The sequence below is a fragment of the Caldicellulosiruptor changbaiensis genome, from assembly GCF_003999255.1.
Classification (GTDB): domain Bacteria; phylum Bacillota; class Thermoanaerobacteria; order Caldicellulosiruptorales; family Caldicellulosiruptoraceae; genus Caldicellulosiruptor; species Caldicellulosiruptor changbaiensis.
The window spans coordinates 1,988,036-2,009,477 of record NZ_CP034791.1; the positions used below are offsets into that span (position 1 = coordinate 1,988,036).

Sequence of the window (21,442 nt, forward strand, 5' to 3'; positions counted from 1 at the left end):
GTTAAGAAGAGAAAATTTAACAAGGAGGTTTATTCCTTATGAAAAGAAAGTTTGTCACTTTGCTAATAGTTCTGGTATTCGGACTTTCAATAATACTACCTGTTTTTGCAGAGGGAAACACAACTTCATCAGTTGCAACAAATAATCAAACTGTAGTCAGTGCAACGTATACCACAACAGTAAGCTCAACTTATCAAACAACTACAAACACCACCAGTTCTTCAACATCATCGACAACCTATAACTCTACTTATAGCGTAAGCACTCCAGAGGTTATTCCACCAATTAGCAATGATAATATAACCATTAAAGAGTCTGAAAAGTTAACAAAAGAACAAAAGAAGAATATCTCCAAGTTAATATTACAAATCAATCAGCTGAAATCAAAATTTAATAAAATCAACGCTGAGGTAAATCATTTGCGTGCAAAAATTAACAGTTATATCGCAGCTGCTCAAAGATACGACAAAAAGTTCTTTAATCAAGAGCTGCAAAAGATAATCAATGAGGCAAATAAACTAATTTCCCAAATTAAAAAAGAAATAAATAATAAAAAGCTTTCATCCTCACAAATTGATGAGTACTCAAAACAGCTTACCCAAAAATTAAATGACCTTAAAGTCTACCAAGAAGCTTACAAAAATGAAAATGAAGCAACTGTGGCACAAGCTGTTTACCAAATAAAGCTTTTAGCGGACCAAGTCCAGCCAACTGTAAAAGATAAGGTATATCAAATAGAACAAATAAACAATCAAATAAAGATAAAGACAAAAGAATATGAACAAGCTAAAAAAGAAAATAACTATAACAAGATGGTAGCTACGTTGAATGAGTTAATTGCCCTCTATCAGCAAAAGGTTGATAAAATTACCGAAGTTAAGAATTTATATACAGACATCTTGACAAAGATTGAAAATATAGTGAAGAACTCTTTAAAGCTGCCAGTTCAAAATAAGAACCATAATATTCAAAAGGAACAAAATAAAGAAAAAGAAAAAGAACGGGTACTAAATAAGAATCAAAACATTCAGGAAGAACAGAATAGAGAAAAAGAGAGAGAAAAAGAAAAAAATAAGAATGAGAATAAAGGTAACGGAAAGAAAAAGTGAGATTAATATCAAAATATAAAAACTGCTCCCCTCAAATAAAGAAGAAATAATATATAATATGGTTGTTGTACAAAAAGATAGGTGTATACCTTACCTAAGAAGGTATACACCTAATTTTTTTCTATCAAATACTTCCAATATTTCTTTGGCATATTTTGCCGTTGTAATTTTAAATTCTTTCTTTCTTCAATTGCCATCGTCTTGAAATAAAGTTTCCACAGCTTTTGATACAAATTCTCATTATCTGAAAAGCTTGCATTTAAATTCATCCCATTGAGGAACTTTATCATTCTGGTATCATAAATCGAGAGTTTGCTCCTTTTTTTGTCATGTATGATCCATTTGAAACTCTTCAACCTCTCTTTGAAAAAGTAAGAAATGGGAACCAAGATATCATTTGTAGGTTCAAATTGAGCATAAAGTACTCCACCCTTTATTTCATTAAACCTCATAAGCCCCATATACTTTCCTATTTCTCTGCTTACATTCTTGGATGCCTTTTCAACAAAATTGACAACATCATCATGGTAAAGATACTTAACTTTTTTGCCGTGTTTTAAAATAAGCTTTATATACTTATAGATATACGTTTCTTTGTTTTGAGCTTCAGATAGAAAACAATAATATATCTTTTTAAAAGTAACCTTATCAGAAGCATTTATTACCTTTTGCCGAAGTTCCTGACTTCTATTTTTATCCAAAGCTACATAGACTGGATTATCAAAAAACATGGGCTGATATTTATCTTTTTCTACAATGACAACTTCATCTTCATTAATATGTGTGGATAAAATCTCATCTATACACGTTAAAAGCCCTTCGAATGTCCCATCATACAAAAAAACATTATACATTCTAAATCTCCCCAGTTATCACTGATGTGAAAACCTCTTTGTCAAAAAAGGAAAGCTGCTGCATTCTTTGCTGAGCCACTGCTTTTTCTGTCAATTGCAATTTTATTTTTTCTGGCTGAAGGTCAATCAAATGCCTTTCATAAGTCTTACCGTTGCACGTTATGAAAAACTTTGCTCTTTTTAAGACAACTCCTATTTTTTTCAAGTCATCAAAGTCAAGAGAATGAAATACTCTATTTTTGATAATCCTTCTCGCACTTTTTATACCTATTCCCGGCACTCTTATTAGCTCTTCATAGTTTGCTTTGTTTACCTCAACAGGAAACTTATCAAGGTGTCTGAGCGCCCACATAACTTTTGGGTCAACTTCAAGATCAAGGTTTTCATCCTTTTCAAAAAGCTCATCAGCAGAAAAATTGTAAACCCTAATCAGCCAGTCTGCTTGATATAGTCTATGCTCTCTTAAAAGAGGTGGTTTTTCTACTCTCAAAATCCTTGGGTCATTGTTCACAGGTGTATAAGCAGAATAGTAAACTCTTTTTAGCTTGAATTTTCTATACAAATGCTGGCTTAAGTTTATAATCTTATAATCACTATCGTCTGTTGCACCAATTATCATCTGAGTACTTTGCCCAGCTGACACAAAGTTTCTTTCTTCCTCACCTACTTTTGTTATAAACTCCATTGGTTTTAAAATGCTCTCTTTTGACTTGTTTGGACAAAGAAGTTTTAAGCTCTTTTCAGATGGAAGCTCAATATTGACACTCATTCTGTCTGCTAAAAACCCTGTTTTTCTAATCAAATCAAGTGATGCATATGGGATTGCTTTTACGTGAATATATCCATTGAACTGATACTTGTGTCGCAAAAGATATACCGTTTTGTACAACATCTCCATTGTCCAGTCAGGAGAGTTTTTGATAGCAGAACTTAGAAAAAGGCCTTCAATGTAATTTCTCTTGTAAAAATTCATGGTAAGCTCAGCAACTTCATGAGGAGTAAAAGTTGCCCTTTTTATGTCGTTGCTCTTTCTGTTAATACAATAGGCACAGTCAAAGATGCATTCGTTTGTAAAAAGAATTTTCAAAAGAGATATACACCTGCCATCATCTGTCCAGCTGTGACAAATACCCGCTGTAAAGGTTGAACCAATACCATAATTTGTTTCACGTTTACTACCGCTTGAAGCACAAGAAACATCATACTTTGCTGCTGCACCCAGTATCTGAAGTTTTTCAAGGATGTCCATTTCAATCACTTCTTTGTTTATTCTTTGACTTTATAACTATATAATAACCGAATACATATTCTATTTCAATAGTTTAGGTCACATCAAAAAAAACTGGGACCCTTCAAAAAACAATTTGAAGAGCCCCATGTAATTAGCGAATTGCGGTAAAAAATGCTTTATTTTCTTAATATCATGACCTCTTTTGCACTCATCATTACTTTGCCACTTAAGGTCCTTTGAGTTACCAGTTCATAGAACTCTTGTGGCAAATCAATGTAAACATCATGGTTATTGAAATTCAAAAGGAAAATATACTCTTTGCCATCTTTTGTTCGTTTTGTAACCTCAACACCTTCTGGTACAGGCAAAATTGGTTTTACACCAGCCATATCAGCATAGTATTTAATAAGTCCTTCTATAAACCTCTGCTCTGGCCTTGTACCTATATACACTGCCTTGCCATTGCCATATGTATTCTCCAAAATAGCAGGCATTCCTTTGTAATAATCTTGCTCATAATATGCAAGCGCTTTTGCACCTTCTAAGTGAATGACATCACATATAAAGTCACACTCATACCTGCCATCAAGTGTTCCAAGTGGCTTTTCAAGAATGATTGCGTTTTTCATATCTGGAAAGAGTGCATCAATCTCCTCAATCCAGATTCCCAAAAGTTTTCTGAACCAGCCAGGATATCCTCCAAGAATTACCCTGTCGTTTTCATCAACAAGACCTGAAAGGAACGTAGTAATAAATATTCCCCCATTTTTCACGTACTCTTCTATATTCTTTGCAGTCTTGTTATCGAGCAAATACAAAAGAGGTGCAACAACAAGTTTATACCTTGATAAATCTTCGGTTGGGTCAACAACATCAATGTTTGTTTTCAGCTTGTACAAAGCCTTGTAATACGAATCAATGTGCTCTAAATACGAAATGTCATTTCTAAATCCCATACTCTCTTCAAGTGCCCACCAGTTTTCCCAGTCAAACAAAAGTGCTACATCGCTCTTGTTTACTGATTCTAAAATCTCATCTAAGCGCAAAAGCTCATCGCCAATCTGTTTTAGCTCTTTGCTAACTCTTGTATTCAAGTGCCCGGCATGTGGTACCATTGCAGAGTGGAATTTTTCACATGACCCCACCGACTGTCTCCACTGGAAATACAAAACAGAATCTGCACCATGAGCTATTGCATGGTAGCTTAAAAGTCTTATCATTCCAGGGCGTTTTGCTGAATTGTACCACTGCCAATTTGTCTGGTTTGGTGTCTGTTCCATTAATATAAATGACTGATCTCTTTTTAGACCTCGCATAAGGTCATGCTTGAAAGCTATAGAATGTGGAGAGTCTTTGATAGAAGGATAATTGTCCCACGAAACTACGTCCATATACTGTGCCCATTTATGGTAATCGAGTGGTTTAAATGGGCCCATAAGGTTTGTTGTAACAGGCACATCTGGCATGTATTTTTTGATAATCTCAACTTCCATCTTATAAAGATTTAGAAGGCTGTCTGACATAAACCTCTTGTAATCAAGCGAAAGTCCCTGGAATGAGCTTTTTTGTCTGCCTGGCATATATTCATATTCTTCGTTCAGATACGATGGAACTTCTATCTCATCCCAATCATAGAATGTATGTCCCCAGAAAGCTGTGTTCCATCTCTTGTTAAGCTCATCCAATGTTTTATATCTTTCTTTTAGCCACTCTCTAAAGGCTTTAGCGCAGTTTTCACAGTAGCAGTAAGGACCATATTCATTACTTATATGCCACATTATAACTGCCGGATGGTCTTTGTATCTCTTTGCCATCTCTTCAACAATTCTTTTTGCAGCCTCTTGGAAGTTTTTGCTGTTAGGACAGTAGTTCTGTCTTGCTCCATGCTTTCTCTTTCGTCCATAGATATCAACTGGCAGCACATCAGGGTATTTTTTTGATAGCCAAGCTGGTTGTGAAGCTGTTGGTGTTGCCAAGATGACGTGAATACCATTTGAATAGAGCTTATCAATTATTCTGTCAAGCCACTCAAACGTAAACTTGTCCTCATTTGGCTGAAGCTGAGCCCATGAAAATATTGGCATCGACACTGCATTTACATTGTAATACTTCATAAACTCAATATCTTTTTCCCATACCTCTTCTGTCCACTGGTCAGGATTATAATCTCCACCGTGTAGGAATTTTTTCAATTTGATTTTGCCCATAGAAACAAAGCCCCCTTTTTAGTTTTTATTCAAGTGGAAATCCAATGACACTCAAAAGCGCCATGTTACCCAATCGTGTGTCTAAACGTGACATCTGAACAACAATGTTTTGGTCACTTTCAACAACCAAAGAGTAGGGAACTTCTTTTGGAATAACAAGATTCCCTATAAGCTCTGATTTGTTTAGCCATGCATGAATTGTTCTTTTTGCCTTGACAACAAAATAATCACTTTCAATTGGGTCTCTGTCTTCAAAAAAAACTGTGAGTTTCACCTTTGCATCAACATCTCCAGTATTCACTATACACAAACATTCATGTCCAGGGATTGACATTGAACCCTCAGATGGAATATATCCATCAGGGATTACCCATACCTTCTTACCCAAGGCTTTCATTTACAAAACCTCCCAAACATTTTTATTTTTGAATATTTAAAAACAAATAATCAAACGCATCTTTTTGCATGTATGAATTAAATTGATGAGGATTTGGATAAAATTTGTACGAAAAATTGTGTCTACAGCCTGCTCTGCTATAATACTCTTCAATCTTGGCTACTGCACTCTTCATTGCATCAACTGGAAATAGAGAATCTTCGCTACACTGCATCACAAAAAGTTTTCTTGGAAGGATAAGCCCGGCTATATCTGGCAAGTCTAAAAAGCGCGTAAAGCTGGGGATATGTACCATGAATGTATGCCTTGAAGTTTGACCCAGCATTTTTGAAAACTCAGACATAAAAGCTATTACTAAGCTTGCCTTTATCTCTTTTTTCAAAGCGCTTAAAAATAAAGTTCTAAAACCACCCAAGGAAAACCCCATACACGCAATTCTACTTTTATCAACATCTTCTCTTTTCAAGAGATAATTTAGCCATGCAATGTCTTCGTTAATCAAGATACTTGGCCAGTTTGTCCCATAAAAATTGATATTCTTAAATATTATCTCTTCAAGCTCAGAAGAAATCCTATTAAAAAGCTTAATAAATTCGTAGCTACCCTCAGTAAGACTTGTTAGCTGTTCATAGGTTTTATTATCAACAAATATCTTTATTAGCTCTTGTGGGAACCTTCTCTTCCCAAAATAAAACGCATCAGGGCAGAAAACTGCAAACCCTCTTTCAAGCAGGTCAAGAGCCCATCTTTTTGATGAATAAAACTTTTCTCTGTACTCTCTTATAAAAGGCTGTGTACTATCATCCATAAAGATTCTCTCTTTGCCGTAGTAATAAAATCCACCATGGTCATGCAAAACTACAACAACAGGATAAGGTGGACTTGAATTGGATGGTTTTAAAAATGCTGCCTCTGATTCAATACCATTTAGGTTAGCTGTTACTATTTCTTCTGTGAAGGCTTCATAGAAGCTCTCTTTTTTGTTTTTTTCAACAAAACACAAATCTAACTTTAAATAAAGCAAAGATTGTAGCTTTTCAAGTACATTTTTTTGGAATTCAAAATCATATGAGTTTAAGATATCATATGCCCATTGTGGATTATGTGCATCCGGTTTGTTGTGAATTCCAAAATACTCTTCAAAAATCCTAAGCATTTTTACACTTTCCCTTCAAACTTAGCCTTTATAAATTTTTATTTTTTCGCTCAAGTTTTATTATATTATATCAGTTAAAATCAATGGCTGTTAAGCCATTTTAGCATGTTAGATATTAAGATTGATATAAGGATTTTAAGATGAATAAAAAAGTTGCAATTTTGTACTTTTGATTTTATAATTTAGTATGAATAATTTAAAAGAGAAGCGCCCGTAGCTCAGAGGATAGAGCGTAGGACTTCGAATCCTGTGGTCGGGGGTTCGACTCCCCCCGGGCGTGCCAGAGATATAAAGGGTTTAGAAAATTGACAAATAAACAAATCAAATAAATTGACATCTATTTGACACCTATAAGAAAATAACAGAAATTGGTATGCAGTTTAGAAGTGAATATATATATGCGGCAACTAAACTTTTACGTCTGGATTACTTCGCAGCTATTCCACAAAGAGGTCTTTGGAAACTAAATTCGCCGGTGTAGTTTAGTTATGAGAAATCATTTTTTATGTGTTTAAATCAGAAATAGATCTGTATTAAACTTCTTGAAGTTTTGAAATCTCATCAATTGTGTCTGTAACTTATTTAATTTCTTTTTTCTCGATAACTCTACAATTTTCATATAGCACAATTCCACAAAAGTTAGAATATAAAAAAAGTGGGGTAACATTATGTTATTTTCGCAAAGAAAGGGATATAAACCACTCAAAAACATTATCCAAAAAGATAATATTGATGAAGATTTAAGAAATGGGCTTTGGAATTGTTTTACAAGGTTTTATAAGAAACTCTATCAACTTGATTCTCTTTATAATGAATATCTCCTGAAACTTTTAGACTCTATATGGGATAGTTATTTTAAAAAACCCATTGATACAATTCCAAAGATTAGTGAAGCTTATAATTTTCTGAGAACATATTTCTTTGAATGTAAATGGTATGAAGTGTACGATTTTATTGAATTTATTCTAAATAACAATGATTTTATTCCCTCTTACTTGTTAATTGAGTTTGCACGTTCATGTAATAAAGTACTTGAAAGAGAAAATTCTGCGTTTAGAATAATAAATAATAAGTACATAATAGAAATTACTTCTGAGGAAGAAATAAATGCTATTGAAAATGTATTGAATCTTCCTAATGATTATAAAGTGATAAGGCTCCATCTAGAAGAAGCAATTAAATTATTATCAAATAGAGAGAGTAAAGACCCTCATAAGTATAGAAATTCTATAAAAGAATCAATAAGTGCTGTCGAAGCAATATGTAGGGAAGTCTCAGGAAAAGATAAGGCAACCTTAGGAGACGCTTTAAAAGCTATTGCTAAAAATAATGTCATACATCCTGCATTAAAAGAAGCATTTGAAAAATTATATGGATATACGAATGATGCCGAAGGAATAAGGCACGCTTTATTAGAGGAACCTAATTTAAACTATGAAGATGCTTTATATATGGTAGTAACTTGTTCTGCTTTTGTGAATTATTTAATTCAAAAATCTAACAAATAACTCCATACTTATATTAATACTTGTAGAGCCTAATAAATACAATCAAGTTTTTAATTGAGGGGGCAATTATTACGCTTTATGGACAACATGAATATTTTTTATCAAAAATTTAAGAGTCTGTGGAATAAAACCGACCTGAACAAATAAACAAAATTATCAGATTAAGCAATAAAGAGATATTAATAAAAATGCTTTCCTCCCTGAGTTAAAATCATAGTAAAAACTCCAAAATAATAATAGTGAAGAGAGTAACGACTATCTTTATTAAAAAGTACAAAAGCAAAATTTTAAAACGGTAATACTAATAAATAGAAAACAAACAAAATTATTCCAGATGATTTCTCGCAAGAAGGATGGTTTAACTTAAATACACAAAATTATTTACAGACCCTAACACTTTGGCATATATTTTTTATAAGAGATTTATATTTGGGTATATCTAACAAGCTGCCTGTGCAGAGATAGTTCTCTCTGCTGTCAATTAGAAAAATATCAGGATTATATATCTTTCCCTTTTTATCAAACTCTACTATTACATTGAAGTTTTGAAACAAGTTTTCAGATGATACAGGTAACTTCATTGCTTCTGTCTTACCGTTTTTTGACCAGCTATAATTTTTTTGCTTCAACATTTGTTTCTCTAATCAATTTTTTCAATTTTGAACTATTTGGATACCTCCAGAGAGGTAAAATTGATTTTTCATCATCGACCAATAAAATGCCCATTCTGTCTTTAAGAATTTTTAACAATGGTTTTATTTTATTTGCGAACCAAGCTCTTTCAACATATTCAATATATCCTGTGTTAAATAGTTTCTCATCAGAAAATTTTCCTCCCAAACCTTCATTTTTAAAATAGTTAAAATATTGTCGATAATATAGTAATAATGAGATTAATTTACAATACGAGTTCTATATCTTCCTCTTGTTTTATGGTCTGTACAATTTCTTCTTTTAATAATTCATTTATCAAATCATTTGGCATTGCTCCTTCGCATGTAGCAAAGATCTCTGGAATAACATCTTTACCATATAATATTTTTTGTATACTATTCCAGCTAAATTCAAAACTTGCCATATCTTTAATTTTAAAAACAACTGGCTTATGCGCGTATTCAGGTTTCTTGGCAAATTCAATCTCAAGCATTAACTCTCTATTAGTATTTGCTATCAGCTTATCCAATGTAGTTTTAAACTCCGTAGTATTATCTACAGTTCTGATTAGCGGTTGAAGAGTATAATTACCATCAGATTTTAGAGTTATCTCAAACTTAAGGCAGCTATGTTTAGCATAACAGAAATAATTGCATTTAATCTTTACATTTTTGTTTTTAAATTTCTGTAAATCTTCGTTATTCAAAACTTCAAGCCTGTGTTCTCTACAGAGGTACTCTGTTCTAAAAATAAGCTTATTGTTACTACTGTCATCTAAAACTTTTATTAAAAAAGCTACTTCTTCTCCCGTTTTAGTAGTACAAGATTCAACTGAATATTTGCATTTCCTGTTACTTTTGACATATTTCAAAAAAACATTTATTAAACATTGAACTATATCTTGCATATAAGCAGATGCCAGACCAAACCATTCTGCTGTTCTTTTTTCTGAACAAACATTGAGCCCTGAAGGTTCAATTGGAATCAAAAATGTCTCTCCCCATTTTAATAGCATGTCTTTAACTTTATGATTTACTAAAGAAAAAAGCGTTTTAGTCTGGTCATCAGGATTGAACTCCTTCGCTTTAAGCGCTGGAGAAGTTATCCAAATTATGTCATTAGTAAGTTGTTGATAATGAAAATAACTTTTTAGTCCATACATAACTTCATAAATTGTATCTATGAATAATTTTCTTATTACTTCATAGCCTTTTTCTGTTTGCCTTATAAAAATAAAATAAGGAAAAATTTTTATTTTGTTTTCCATTTTTTCGAGGTTAAGTTCATCACTAAACTTGACAAAACACCACCACTTGTCTTTTTCAAAAGTATATAAGTAACCTCCAATAAAAATAGTGTTATTTTTCTTCTTTTTCTGTGGTTTATCCCAGTTAGTGTAAATCATATAAACTTTTGAACTTCTCTCATCAGTATTGCTGCATGGCACTCCAATAATACTTTTACCATTGAACTCTGGAATGTAAGCCTTTGCTATTTTTTTAGTAACAATATCAACACGGTACATCTTATACTCTTTCTTCGAAAGCAAGTATTCAAAAAGAGATATACTTTTTTTGCCAGTGTTTATATCACAAAGATAACCTATTATTTTTTCGTGGTTGCGATAGTTATCAAAGTTACAAAAAACTTCATTGTCTATGTCAATATTATATTTTCTGAGTTCTTGTTTTGCATAATCTATTTTTTGACTGATATACTCAGAAATCAATTACATTATCCTCCCCTCATTGAACAATTATTTAAAAAATAAAATATATCTCATGATTTTTTTATGCTTCCCAGCAATCCCTCTATTGCCTCATCGGTAGTTAAAAGTTCTTTAAGCTTATCGCTTTCTACCATCGTATTAAAAACTATAGCAAAAACACTTTTGAGGTTTTTTTGAAACTTACCTTGACCAGATACAATAGTGTTTAGAATTTCTTTTTCAAAAACAGAATAATTTAAATACCTTCCTAAGTGACTTGTTCTCATCTGTTCTATTTCGTTAATTTTCTCAATAGTATTTTGATAATTAAGACCATTGCCAAGAATATCGCTGAATAAACCACCAATGAGAATTGATTTACCCAAAAATTCCCTAAAGTCATCCCAGTTCTTGAATCGTAACTTCTCGTCATGCATCTCACGCGAAAAAATTGCATAAATCATATTAGACATATTTTGGTTATTTTCTCTGCAAAGTATATCTGCAAACTTCTTAAAAGTCTCAAAAACTTTTTGGTCTTTCAATATTTTGTTAAACTCTTTTATTGATTGAGGTAGATAAGATACCAACATTATAGGCATAACTAGTTTGTCAAAATTATCTAATCCTTCATATCTTGCTTTTACAGTTTCAAAATCCCCTTCTTTAAGAGCATTTAAAATTTCTCCGGAAACTGTTAGATAATGGATTATTTTTGAACATTTATCTTTATCAGCACCAAAGAAACTTTCAGCTAAAAAACTAACAAACTCTCTCCGTTCAGTGTTATACGGAGTTCGGAAATTTATGCCATTTACAATGCACGCTTTAATAAAGTATTCTGCAGAACGCGGCGTTAAATAATTTTGAGTACCTTTTATTTTTGAAATTCCACTTTCAGCCATAACTCTGCCAATATATTCAAAAACGTGTTGTGGTATCTCTCTCCACTTATCAGACATATAATTTACCCATGCGTCCTTGTCAAATACCACCTGGATAGTTTGAAACCTGTTGACAAGAGATTCAGGCAAATCATTTGCAAGCTCACTAAACTCAGGAGGATTACATGCAGAAACAATATGAACCTGTGGATGCAACCTCACATCGCCCACACATTTTTCTGCAATAACCTTGTGGAGTGCACTAAACATATCAGCCCTTTGAATGTTAGTTATCTCGTCAAGAAATAATATACCTGGATTTTTAACCATCAAAACAACCCATGCTGGAGGGTAATATATTGTTTTCCCATCTTCTTTGGCAGGAAGACCCTGAAAATCAATAGGTTCTATAATTGATAGATTCACATTATGAAAGATAAAGGCTTTTTTCTCGCCAGTTTCGTATGGTTTAAGGTGCTTTGGCAGCATATCCCTTATTTTTGAAGTATCTAAAAACTCAAGGTTAAGCCTTTCGGCAATTTCTCGTGCTAATTGGTGTATGCTCTCTGTTTTACCTATACCCGCAGCAGAACTTATCAGTATAGCAGGAATTTCTAACCCTTTATTGTATGCGTTTAGATAATAATCTCTGTAAAACTTATTAAATTTGCCAAGAGGAATAACAGACACATAAAAACCCCCTTTAACACCTGAGTAACTTTTTATGACGAAATTAAACTTATGAATCTGTAAAAGACTCATCTTTGTTAAACACAACACAAGCAGGTAATTCCGGTATTTTAGCCTTTTTGGTTGTATTGAAAATTAAAATTGTGTTACCTGTTTTTCGAGATATTTCAATAAGAGTTTTTTTGGTTTCCTCTTCACATATATCGCTAATATACATGTCAGAAATAATAAATACTACATCTCTCCACTTTACGCGTTTGCTAACGTCCTCAAGTGCAGGCTTTATAACAGTTCCACCGCCGCCTTTTAGATTTGCCAATGCTTTTCTTATATCACTCTCTGTCTTTATCTTAATAGGTGCATATACAGCAGCATCCCAACAAATTATTTGTGATTCTACATTATGTTTATTTAATTCGTTTGCAATATCTGCACATGTTGTAATACTGTCTGAATCCATAGAACCACTCGTATCAACCAGGATAAATGCCCTGTTTGCTCTTGAGAAAAACCCAATACTTGGAAAATCATCACCTACCCTTCGCGAAGGCCGATTGTAATTGCTAAAAACTTTTTTACCATGATAACTATTCACTGTTATTCTAACAAACTTATTCCAATCTCTTTTCATTTTTTTCTTTTTCCATTTATCAATACAAATTTTCAAACCTGCTGGAACATAGCCGGATGCCATTCCACTTAATACCTCCAGAATTTTATCCAATAGTTGCTCTATAGTATTATCTGCAACTTGCTGGTCTTTCTTACCTATTCCTCCGTCTTGAATAGTTCTACTCTGTCTTATTAGCATTTCTAACCTTTTTTGTGAAACTTGTCCACTTGACAGTTCACGTGAAAGAATTACTTTTTCGTTTACCTCTACTCTTTTTCCTATTGTCAATTCTTGAAGTTCGTTGTTATTAGAATCCAACCGTAAAGAGTCTTCCAAACTTTGCACTTCTCTAAATAATTGATTCTCACTACTGCAAATAATCATCTTCTCCTCTTTTTTAGATTGGTGAGTTTTTCTCAGCTGGTTAACACCTGAAATATATACTTCAAAAGGTTCTTTCCAATCGAAATCACCCTCTTTTATGTTATATATTATCTTATATACTTTTTCCCTGTTAGATGAAAAAGGAAATAACCCAGCTGAAATGCCGAATTCAATTGCCTTCTTAACATTCTCGGGTTTAAAAATGCCACTTTTCAGCAAAACAGAATTTCGGATATAGTTACTAAAGAAACTTAATTTGGCACTATTTTCAAAATATTTCTCCACCACCCATCTGTTTATAACGTAATCTTGGAATATATTAGTTAAGCTGTTTATTTCCTCGGTTGTAAGTAGAGATTTATAAACTTGATGTATAGTTTTAACTTCTCTCACATGTTCCATCAACACATGCGACTCTTCATGGAGTATCAAAGCTTTTACGTCGTTTTTGAAATAAATATTTACTGCAGCATTATCATAAAGCCCTTTATAAGTTTCAAGAAGTCCTTTAAGCAGGGCTGGATTTATATAAATTCGGTAATCTTCAGATGTAAACGCACTGGTAATAGCATCGGGGGGAGTAATTTCAATAGATGCTATTGTCAATAAGAATCTAATCGCTGGATTTGCTTCACTTGAGACAATTTCGTCATATATGGCTTTAAAACGTTGACTAAATTCGTCAGGATTATATCCTTCTTTTATAAGGTTTTCAAAACCTCTTTTTATTACAACTCCTAAGTCAAAAATCTCCGGCATAATTTACCCCCCAATTTCTTCTTTAACTGTTTTTTTAATCATAAATAAACTATAGTCTTATATCCCTATTTACTGTTAACACATTGTGCTCTATATTTTAGTAGTGTTTTACTTTTCTATTGCTGCTAAAAATTTATATTATTTATTTCTGTTCTATGATAATTTAGAAAAAATAAATATATCAAGTAAGTTCTCTCTTAGGTCGCATAATATATTTTCAGTTTATAATTTTTTGCTTTTAGACTATAAGTGTAAGATAAGAGTAATGTTTGCCAAACTATATTTCATATTTTTTTATCCTATCAACCAATGTTGTTACGCCATGCTCAGCAAGAGGTATAAACTCCAACACCTTTTCACTCCATCCGGCTATAATGTTAACTTTATCTCCTTTGAACTGCTGTGTGCCATATCCTTCCAAATCAACAGCATGAACCCATACGTTTGGATTTATCATCTTTCGGTACCTGTCAACAAGTTTCTGGCACACATAGTCAAAATCAACATTGATTTGATTATCACTGAAAATAATAATTCTGTCAACAAATATATTATTTTTAAGAAGATATTTTATGGGCAAATTAATATCAGTACCGCCACCCGTAATCGGTATGTTCTTTGCATTAGCTATAATATTACCATTCGGGTCAAGAACAACTTTTTTAAGCTCTGTGTCAAATGTAACTGTTATGGTATCCTCACATATATAGTTTGCCATTGCCAAGAAAAGCACTGCTATATCTGCCACACTAAAAGAAGACTCTCTTGAAAGCCTTGTCCATGCCATAGAAGCTGATACATCAGCTGCTATAAACGTCTTTCCTACAAGTTTTGGTATGTTTTTTATAGACTTTTTCAGAACTTCTCCCAAAACTGCATACAGATTATTTGTTCTCAAATGTGAATTTTCAAGCTCTCTGTGTGCAGCAAAAAACCTGAATGGCAAAACTTTGCTGCCTTCTATTCGTTTTTCATCCAAAAGTATTTCATATACTCTATCAATATTCGAAACACTTGCTTTTGACTATACTTCGAAAGTTTCTCAGAAGTGCCATATAAGGAAGTTTTCCAGAATCAATATGCTCTTCCCAAACTTCTTTTTTGTTGCCCTTGGTAGATATTTCAGTTTCCCATGTATATGGAGTAGAAAGCTTATTTTCAATTAGTCTTTTCCATAAATCTGCCTGACCACTGTCTCTGGGCTTTGGATGAAAAATAAATAGAACCCCCCTTAACTTTACAGTAGTACGTCTGTTATCCTTTGCAAGCTGATATTCATCAAATTTATGAAGAGCATCGGTAACACCTTTTTTAAGAGAATTTGGAATTAGCTTCCATATGTTGAAAGATAATATGAAAGTATTTCGGTCATATCATCAGGTCTTTGACAAACTTTCGGAGTTATTCTTCTTACATAATGTTTTCCTTCCTGTGCATGTGCAAGCTCTCCGACAGGCACATGAGAAATGCTCCTCATGCCAAACTCGTTTCTTACAAATATTGTAAGTTTTGCCATAAACTTTAGGTCTTCTTTAATAACCTCTCTAAATTGTCTAAAATCTCTTGTAAATTGTCTCCGTAAAACCTGTCTTCATCAAAAAAAGAAGTCAGAACTTAAGTTACAAGTTTTTCGACAGATCTCATCTTAAACGCTACATGTCTCTCTTTGTTGGAAGTCAGTTCATCTGGATTATATTCACCCGCTTTTTGATTAAATTTCACCCTTATCCCTTCCTTGAATATTCCTCCAAAAACAAAATGAACCAACCCCCATGTATCTCTCTCTTCCGCATTCGAGTTTCAATGGAATAAAAGCAGCAATGTTTTTCAATTTTTCATATAGGTCAAAAACTGTTTTTTGTCTATTAGCAATACTTAGAAACTCTAAAACAGGGGAAAAAAGCGGAAACAGCAACCCACCAGAAAACTGGTGAGTGTGGGAGTTGAACCCAATCCTGACTATCTGAAGTACCTGTTTCCTGCACTACCCCTGTCTTAAGCTAACATGCTTACATCTTACAGATAACGAAATGAAAAATATTATCCCTTTTTGACCAAAAAAGATTTGCTAAACAAACTTTTATATGTAATATAATATCACAACTAAACAAAAATGTAAATTAACTTTTTAAAAATGGCTGTTTCTCTTCCATCTAATTTTAACTGCAAACACTTTTACAAAATTTCCAGCCCAATATCATAATCTTTCTCATTTATCCTTACATGAAAATACCTAACCATGTTTAAGCTTTTCTTAATCTGCCCAATTTTATCCTCAAATTCAGAAAGAACTTGATGAGCTTGCAAAAGGTCAATTGCTTTAAACTTAAGCCTATCTCCCGGTTTTAGCTGTGCAAGCTTTGATAAATCAGGTGAAATAACTGTGGCTATCTTTACATACCCACCTGTAGTTGGGGCGTCTTTTAGAAGGATAATTGGCTTTCCGTTTGCAGGTACCTGAATACTCCCCGGAACAACCCCATCAGTAATTATATCATGTTTTTCTTTTGCTTTTATCGGAGGCCCTTCAAGTCTGTAGCCCATTCTATTAGAATCTTCTGTAATGAGATATGTAGAATTTAAAAAGATTTCGATAGCCTCTTTAGTAAAGTAATTGTCTTGAGGCCCTAATATCACTCTTATTTCCTCTTCTTCAGAATAGATCGGCAAAAACTCATCCCTGATCTTTTTAGGCACAAGACCGTGTTTTGGAACTCCACTTTCAAGTATGTCCCCTTTTGCGATTGGTCTTCCTTTTACTCCACCTAACTTACCATTAACATATGTAGAAAAACTCCCCATTGCAAATTCTCCTTTAAGTCCTCCGGCAACTGCTAAGTATGCTCGAAAACCAGATTTAACTGGTCTAAAGGTTATAACATCTCCCTTTCTTACAGGAAATGATGACCAGCATGGCCGCGAAAAACCATTTACTAAAGGTTGAATTTCTGCACCAGCAACGGCTATCATTGTATCATTTAAAACTTCAAGCACAGGCCCCACCAAGGTTATCTCTAAACAAGGAGCATTTTCATGGTTATCCACTAGAATATTTGCAATTCTAAGTGCAAATTCGTCCATTGCACCTGCATTAGGAACACCTTGACTTTCATAACCATATCTTCCTAAGTCTTGTATTGTTGTGAAAAACCCTGGGTTTAAAACTTTAAAGCATTCCATTTATTACACCTGCTTTCCGGGAAGGCAAGTAATTTGATGTTTTTTAGAATATTTTGTGATTGGCAAAATCACTGATCTTCACTTGATAAACATTCATTTTTACTTCATTCTCTATCTGGTAATACTGTTCTTCTGTTATCCGTACAAACTTTACATAATCACCAGCTTCAAAGAGAAATGGTTTCTGGCTTGATGGATTATATAATTTTACAGGAGTTCGCCCAATTATTCTCCAACCGCCTGGAATAGAAAGTGGATAGATACCTGTTTGACTACCAGCAATACCTACTGAACCTGCTTTTACCTCCGTTCTTGGCTTTTCCAAACGGGGAGTTGCAATTCTTTCAGACATACCCCCTAAATACGCAAATCCCATTGTAAACCCAATCATATAGATTTTATAAAGAGGCTGTGTGTGGATATTTATCACTTCTTCTGCAGTTAAATTATTATATTTTGCTACAAAATCCAAGTCTGGTCCAAATTCCCCGCCATAAACAACTGGAATTTCATACACTTTAGCACTCACAGCTTCTTGGTTTTCAGCTTTGCTTTCGCTAATTTCTTTAACTATTTGTAAAAGCTTTTCATAAGTAATCTTCAAAGGGTTGTATTTAATGAGAAGTGACCTATAAGTTGGAATCACTGAGTCAATACCTTCAATATTCTTTTTTTGGAGCATCTTATAAAGTCTTATAACACTTTCATTGCACTCTTTGCTTATTTCATCACCAAATTCAACTGCAATAGCTCTATCTCCACACACCAAAATTTTAGGCTCTTTGTACATCTTATATCCAACCTCTCTTCACTGCAAAGGCAATTATTACAAAATATTAGCCAGCGGCATAACTTTAACTCCATTTTCTTCTAAAGTTATTTTGATTTTTTTAGCAAATTGTACAGCTTGTGGATTATCACCATGGACACATATTGTATCAACTTTTACTTTAATAAGGCTTCCATCTATGGCTTCACAAACCCCTTCTTTGACCATCTGAAGTACTCTCCTGCAAGCAAGCTCTTGGTCATGAATAATTGCGTTTGGATACTTTCTTAAAACCAAGGTACCATCGGGGTTTATATTTCTGTCAGCAAATACCTCACAAGCAAATCTCAAGCCCACTTTTTGTGCTGCAAATTCCATAGCTGTATTAGCCATCCCAACAAATATGAGGTTTTGGTCTACCAAAGCAATGGATTCAGCAATAGCCAGAGCAAGCTTTTCATCTACTGCCGCCATGTTATACAAAGCACCATGAACCTTTACATGTTGAAGCTTTGTCCCAAAGACCTTTGCAAATGCTTGCAGCGCACCAATTTGATATATAACATAATTCTTTACCTCAAGTGGTGAGATATCCATATTTCTTCTTCCAAATCCCAGCAAATCAGGATATCCAGGATGAGCACCAATCCCCACACCTTTTACAACACATTTTCTGACAGTGTCAGCCATCACATTAGGGTCACCTGCGTGAAATCCACATGCAATATTTGCAGACGAAATTTGCTCTATTACATCATCATCCATCCCTATTTTATATACACCAAAGCTCTCTCCAATATCACTATTTATATCAACTTTGACAACCATTATAATCCCCCATCCCTCTTTTATCCTTTGAAGTAAACAAACTTTAAATCTTTAAATAAAATCCTGTTCTTTCATAAAATTCATTTGCAATTTTATCTACAATACCCTCTGAAACTTCCTCAGCCAATTTTACCCTAACTTCTCTTGTTGTAGGATAAATACTTGGATTTTTTACCAAATCGATGTTATGCCGAGCCAAAATATCTTTCAGAATATTTACCATTTCAACCTGGTTTATTGTCTGTGAAATCCTTATCTCCCAGCCTGTTTTTTGCGAAAGTTCATTGAGCTTATCTTTGTACTTTTCGGCAACAAAGGGTGTTACAAATGATAGTTCAATGTATTTTCCACCCTCTTTTATGCTCTTCTTGTAAACCTTGTCTTTTTCATTTTCAAAATACAGGTCTATCAGGAGCAAAGCCTTGTTCTGCTCCATCCTGTCTTTATTTTGAAGTCTTGCTGTACAATCCTCTTTATTTTCAATGTCAAATATAAGCTCAATGCCTGTCTCATCAAGAAATTTAGAGCACAGTTCCTTCATCGAATCAAATTCTTTGTTTGGTTTTACTACAATAGCATTTATCACAGGATTGTATGAAAATTTTAAAAGCTTAACACCTTCATCTTCTAATAACTTTTGTAGATATTTTTGAGCATATGTTAGATTTATATTTGGATTTACCTCTACCTTCCACAGGGTCTTTTCCTCAAACTCTTTTATTTTATCTTCAAGCCTATTTGCTATGTGTGGAAAGTTAAAATAAAAGGTGACCACAACATTTTCGATATCCATTCCAACTTTGTAAAGTCCAAAATCTTTAAACATTTCAAAAGCAAGTTCTCTCATCTTGTTCTGTTCCATAGGCTTTGGCTTCAGCTTGTCTTCAACTTCAGTTCTTGACAAAATCCTAAAAAGATAAGGTTTTCGTGGATTTTGCTCAAAATATGGGGAAGATTTTAAAAGTTCAAATACCCTATTTACCTCATCTCTTTCTAAAAACTGTTTCCCATTCCAAATCAGAATTGCATGCTCTGCTGTAATATGGTTTGCTTCTTGTTTGCTTTCAAGAAGATATTCCCACAAACTTTTGATATTTTCTTCATTCAGAGGTTCAATGTTACTTAGTTTTTTGACATTGAAAAATGAAAGCTGTCTTCTTGGCTTTTCAATTGAAATTGTATTCATCTCTCCATTTTGCGGAATTAAAACAGCACTTTCTATCTCTTTTATTGCCATATCCGATAGTTGCGAAATTGCCTCCTCACTTCCATGAGCAAAAACTACAGTTTTTGGTTTTAGCATTGCTAAAAATCCTAATATACTATCCCTGTCTGCATGTGCAGAAAGACCATACTTTTCAACCTTGCACTTTACTTCATATTCCTTGCCATTTAGTTCAATCTTTCTCTCACTCTCTGGAAGCTCAGTCAGTTCAAGAAGTTTCCTGCCCGGCGACTCTTCGTCTTGATATCCTGTAATTGCAATCAGCGCATTTTGATTTTCTACTAATTTCTCTGCATAGAATACAGAAGGACCGCCAGTTAACATTCCTGAGCTTGAAATGATAACACATGGGTCTGATGAGGACATAATCTCTTCTCTTTGTTTTTTGTCAGTAATTATATCGATGTTATCTGATAAAAAAATCTCTTCACCTTTCAATACTTTTTTGTAATATCTTGAAGACAAAAATGTTGGATTGTTTTTATAAACTCTTATGACTTCTCTTACCATTCCATCAATAAATACATTGAACTCTACTTTTTTCTTTTTCATGTAGTTTCTTAAAATCAAAATTATCTCCTGCGCTCTTCCAATTGCAAATGCAGGAATTAAAACTTTGCCTCCTTTTGAAATAAATTCGTATATACTGTTAAATAGTCTTTCCTCCTCATAGTTTCTGTTGGTATGAAGCCTGTCACCATAGGTTGACTCACAAATTACAACATCTGGTCTTATTTTAGGAATTGATGCTTTGTCAACAGTAAGCTGCTTGTCAGTGGAAAAATCTCCTGTGTATAGAACACTCCCTTCCTGAGTTTGTATAAAAATCATCGAAGCACCAAGGATATGTCCTGCAGGGAAAAAAGTAACCTTTATCCCTTCTAAAGGCTCAAATGTACAATTAAACCCGTATGTGATTGTTCTATCAAGTAAATCTTCAACATTCTTTTCTGCATAAATAGGAATCTCATCTTCTTTTGAGTCCATAATCTTTAAGCTGTCGTACAAAAGCACTTTTATCAAATCTTTTGTTGGCTGATTGGTATAGAAGAATATATGAGGATACTCTCTTGCAATAAGCGGAAGACTCCCTATGTGGTCAAGGTGAGCATGTGAAATAAGACAGATATCAGCCCCACCAAGCTCGCGAAGAAGTTGCAAGTTTGGTAGCTTGTCTTCTTTCATTCTTATGCCAGAGTCAACTAAGATGTTCTTGCCACCAGCTTTAATTAAAACACAAGATGCACCAACCTCTTTAGCACCACCTAAGAAAACTATCTCCATTT

General features: G+C 33.6%; 20 protein-coding genes and 1 tRNA gene. 3 read left to right on the plus strand and 18 right to left on the minus strand.

The features are described from left to right. Positions 1-38 precede the first annotated feature (38 nt). Complete coding sequence (locus tag ELD05_RS09740) at positions 39-1,109, plus strand: coiled-coil domain-containing protein (RefSeq protein ID WP_127352277.1); 1,071 nt, start codon at positions 39-41, stop codon at positions 1,107-1,109. A gap of 110 nt (positions 1,110-1,219) precedes the next feature. On the opposite strand, the gene ELD05_RS09745 is transcribed toward ELD05_RS09740, so the two are convergent. The 5 genes from ELD05_RS09745 to ELD05_RS09765 all read right to left on the minus strand — a co-directional run bounded on the left by ELD05_RS09745 (position 1,220) and on the right by ELD05_RS09765 (position 6,954). Continuing rightward, positions 1,220-1,963 carry a TIGR03915 family putative DNA repair protein gene (locus tag ELD05_RS09745; protein ID WP_127352278.1) on the minus strand — a complete coding sequence of 248 codons (744 nt, stop codon included), beginning with the start codon at positions 1,961-1,963 and terminating at the stop codon, positions 1,220-1,222. A gap of 1 nt (position 1,964) precedes the next feature. Continuing rightward, complete coding sequence (locus tag ELD05_RS09750) at positions 1,965-3,212, minus strand: putative DNA modification/repair radical SAM protein (protein WP_127352279.1); 1,248 nt, start codon at positions 3,210-3,212, stop codon at positions 1,965-1,967. A 158-nt stretch (positions 3,213-3,370) separates the two neighbouring features. Further along, entirely contained in the window at positions 3,371-5,401 is a 2,031-nt protein-coding gene (locus ELD05_RS09755) for a beta-galactosidase (RefSeq protein ID WP_127352280.1), read from the minus strand. Positions 5,402-5,426: 25 nt separating this feature from the next. After that, complete coding sequence (locus ELD05_RS09760; protein WP_127352281.1) at positions 5,427-5,798, minus strand: sensory rhodopsin transducer; 372 nt, start codon at positions 5,796-5,798, stop codon at positions 5,427-5,429. A gap of 22 nt (positions 5,799-5,820) precedes the next feature. Continuing rightward, the gene (locus tag ELD05_RS09765) at positions 5,821-6,954 is read right to left on the minus strand and encodes a dienelactone hydrolase family protein (protein WP_127352282.1); all 1,134 of its coding nucleotides are present in this window, start codon (positions 6,952-6,954) and stop codon (positions 5,821-5,823) included. Between the two features lie 207 nt (positions 6,955-7,161). Between ELD05_RS09765 and ELD05_RS09770 the strand changes: the two genes are divergently transcribed. Together ELD05_RS09770 and ELD05_RS09775 are read left to right on the plus strand one after the other, a co-directional pair. Next, a tRNA-Arg gene (locus ELD05_RS09770) sits at positions 7,162-7,237 on the plus strand. Between the two features lie 385 nt (positions 7,238-7,622). Continuing rightward, positions 7,623-8,462 carry an AbiJ-NTD4 domain-containing protein gene (locus ELD05_RS09775; protein ID WP_164742596.1) on the plus strand — a complete coding sequence of 280 codons (840 nt, stop codon included), beginning with the start codon at positions 7,623-7,625 and terminating at the stop codon, positions 8,460-8,462. A 377-nt stretch (positions 8,463-8,839) separates the two neighbouring features. Here ELD05_RS09775 and ELD05_RS14115 read toward each other — a convergent pair whose 3' ends face one another. The 13 genes from ELD05_RS14115 to ELD05_RS09820 all read right to left on the minus strand — a co-directional run bounded on the left by ELD05_RS14115 (position 8,840) and on the right by ELD05_RS09820 (position 21,440). After that, complete coding sequence (locus ELD05_RS14115) at positions 8,840-9,091, minus strand: hypothetical protein (RefSeq protein WP_206516875.1); 252 nt, start codon at positions 9,089-9,091, stop codon at positions 8,840-8,842. Further along, the gene (locus ELD05_RS09780; protein ID WP_127352284.1) at positions 9,072-9,302 is read right to left on the minus strand and encodes a hypothetical protein; all 231 of its coding nucleotides are present in this window, start codon (positions 9,300-9,302) and stop codon (positions 9,072-9,074) included. Before ELD05_RS09780 ends, ELD05_RS14115 begins: the two co-directional genes overlap by 20 nt. 58 nt (positions 9,303-9,360) lie before the next feature. Continuing rightward, the gene (locus ELD05_RS09785; protein ID WP_127352285.1) at positions 9,361-10,641 is read right to left on the minus strand and encodes a hypothetical protein; all 1,281 of its coding nucleotides are present in this window, start codon (positions 10,639-10,641) and stop codon (positions 9,361-9,363) included. 254 nt (positions 10,642-10,895) lie between these two features. Next, entirely contained in the window at positions 10,896-12,398 is a 1,503-nt protein-coding gene (locus ELD05_RS09790) for a hypothetical protein (RefSeq protein WP_127352286.1), read from the minus strand. 49 nt (positions 12,399-12,447) lie between these two features. Next, positions 12,448-14,154, minus strand: coding sequence for a VWA domain-containing protein (locus tag ELD05_RS09795; RefSeq protein WP_127352287.1), 1,707 nt, complete (start codon positions 14,152-14,154; stop codon positions 12,448-12,450). A 277-nt stretch (positions 14,155-14,431) separates the two neighbouring features. Next, positions 14,432-15,133: a vWA domain-containing protein gene (locus ELD05_RS14120; protein WP_206516876.1), complete on the minus strand. Its 702-nt coding sequence runs from the start codon at positions 15,131-15,133 to the stop codon at positions 14,432-14,434. Positions 15,134-15,152: 19 nt separating this feature from the next. Beyond that, entirely contained in the window at positions 15,153-15,509 is a 357-nt protein-coding gene (locus ELD05_RS15045) for a TROVE domain-containing protein (protein ID WP_206516922.1), read from the minus strand. Further along, positions 15,482-15,670 (minus strand): hypothetical protein, encoded by a 189-nt coding sequence (locus tag ELD05_RS14130; RefSeq protein ID WP_206516877.1) that lies wholly within the window; start codon positions 15,668-15,670, stop codon positions 15,482-15,484. The genes ELD05_RS15045 and ELD05_RS14130 overlap by 28 nt, the downstream gene beginning before the upstream one ends. 98 nt (positions 15,671-15,768) lie before the next feature. Then, positions 15,769-15,921: a hypothetical protein gene (locus ELD05_RS14135; RefSeq protein ID WP_206516878.1), complete on the minus strand. Its 153-nt coding sequence runs from the start codon at positions 15,919-15,921 to the stop codon at positions 15,769-15,771. 408 nt (positions 15,922-16,329) lie between these two features. Then, complete coding sequence (locus tag ELD05_RS09805) at positions 16,330-17,334, minus strand: 5-oxoprolinase subunit C family protein (protein ID WP_127352288.1); 1,005 nt, start codon at positions 17,332-17,334, stop codon at positions 16,330-16,332. Positions 17,335-17,377: 43 nt separating this feature from the next. After that, complete coding sequence (gene pxpB, locus ELD05_RS09810) at positions 17,378-18,124, minus strand: 5-oxoprolinase subunit PxpB (protein WP_127352289.1); 747 nt, start codon at positions 18,122-18,124, stop codon at positions 17,378-17,380. A gap of 36 nt (positions 18,125-18,160) precedes the next feature. Then, complete coding sequence (locus ELD05_RS09815; RefSeq protein WP_127352290.1) at positions 18,161-18,931, minus strand: LamB/YcsF family protein; 771 nt, start codon at positions 18,929-18,931, stop codon at positions 18,161-18,163. Positions 18,932-18,974: 43 nt separating this feature from the next. Beyond that, positions 18,975-21,440, minus strand: coding sequence for an MBL fold metallo-hydrolase (locus ELD05_RS09820; protein WP_127352291.1), 2,466 nt, complete (start codon positions 21,438-21,440; stop codon positions 18,975-18,977). Positions 21,441-21,442 lie beyond the last annotated feature (2 nt).

What these genes read in the sequence shown, in the direction of transcription:
- ELD05_RS09740 (WP_127352277.1), top strand. Translation starts at nt 39, where the DNA reads ATGAAAAGAAAGTTTGTCACTTTGCTAATAGTTCTGGTATTCGGACTT.
- ELD05_RS09745 (WP_127352278.1), bottom strand. Translation starts at nt 1,963, where the DNA reads ATGTATAATGTTTTTTTGTATGATGGGACATTCGAAGGGCTTTTAACG.
- ELD05_RS09750 (WP_127352279.1), bottom strand. Translation starts at nt 3,212, where the DNA reads ATGGACATCCTTGAAAAACTTCAGATACTGGGTGCAGCAGCAAAGTAT.
- ELD05_RS09755 (WP_127352280.1), bottom strand. Translation starts at nt 5,401, where the DNA reads ATGGGCAAAATCAAATTGAAAAAATTCCTACACGGTGGAGATTATAAT.
- ELD05_RS09760 (WP_127352281.1), bottom strand. Translation starts at nt 5,798, where the DNA reads ATGAAAGCCTTGGGTAAGAAGGTATGGGTAATCCCTGATGGATATATT.
- ELD05_RS09765 (WP_127352282.1), bottom strand. Translation starts at nt 6,954, where the DNA reads ATGCTTAGGATTTTTGAAGAGTATTTTGGAATTCACAACAAACCGGAT.
- ELD05_RS09775 (WP_164742596.1), top strand. Translation starts at nt 7,623, where the DNA reads ATGTTATTTTCGCAAAGAAAGGGATATAAACCACTCAAAAACATTATC.
- ELD05_RS09785 (WP_127352285.1), bottom strand. Translation starts at nt 10,641, where the DNA reads ATGTACCGTGTTGATATTGTTACTAAAAAAATAGCAAAGGCTTACATT.
- ELD05_RS09795 (WP_127352287.1), bottom strand. Translation starts at nt 14,154, where the DNA reads ATGCCGGAGATTTTTGACTTAGGAGTTGTAATAAAAAGAGGTTTTGAA.
- ELD05_RS14130 (WP_206516877.1), bottom strand. Translation starts at nt 15,670, where the DNA reads ATGGCAAAACTTACAATATTTGTAAGAAACGAGTTTGGCATGAGGAGC.
- ELD05_RS09805 (WP_127352288.1), bottom strand. Translation starts at nt 17,334, where the DNA reads ATGGAATGCTTTAAAGTTTTAAACCCAGGGTTTTTCACAACAATACAA.
- pxpB (WP_127352289.1), bottom strand. Translation starts at nt 18,124, where the DNA reads ATGTACAAAGAGCCTAAAATTTTGGTGTGTGGAGATAGAGCTATTGCA.
- ELD05_RS09815 (WP_127352290.1), bottom strand. Translation starts at nt 18,931, where the DNA reads ATGGTTGTCAAAGTTGATATAAATAGTGATATTGGAGAGAGCTTTGGT.
- ELD05_RS09820 (WP_127352291.1), bottom strand. Translation starts at nt 21,440, where the DNA reads ATGGAGATAGTTTTCTTAGGTGGTGCTAAAGAGGTTGGTGCATCTTGT.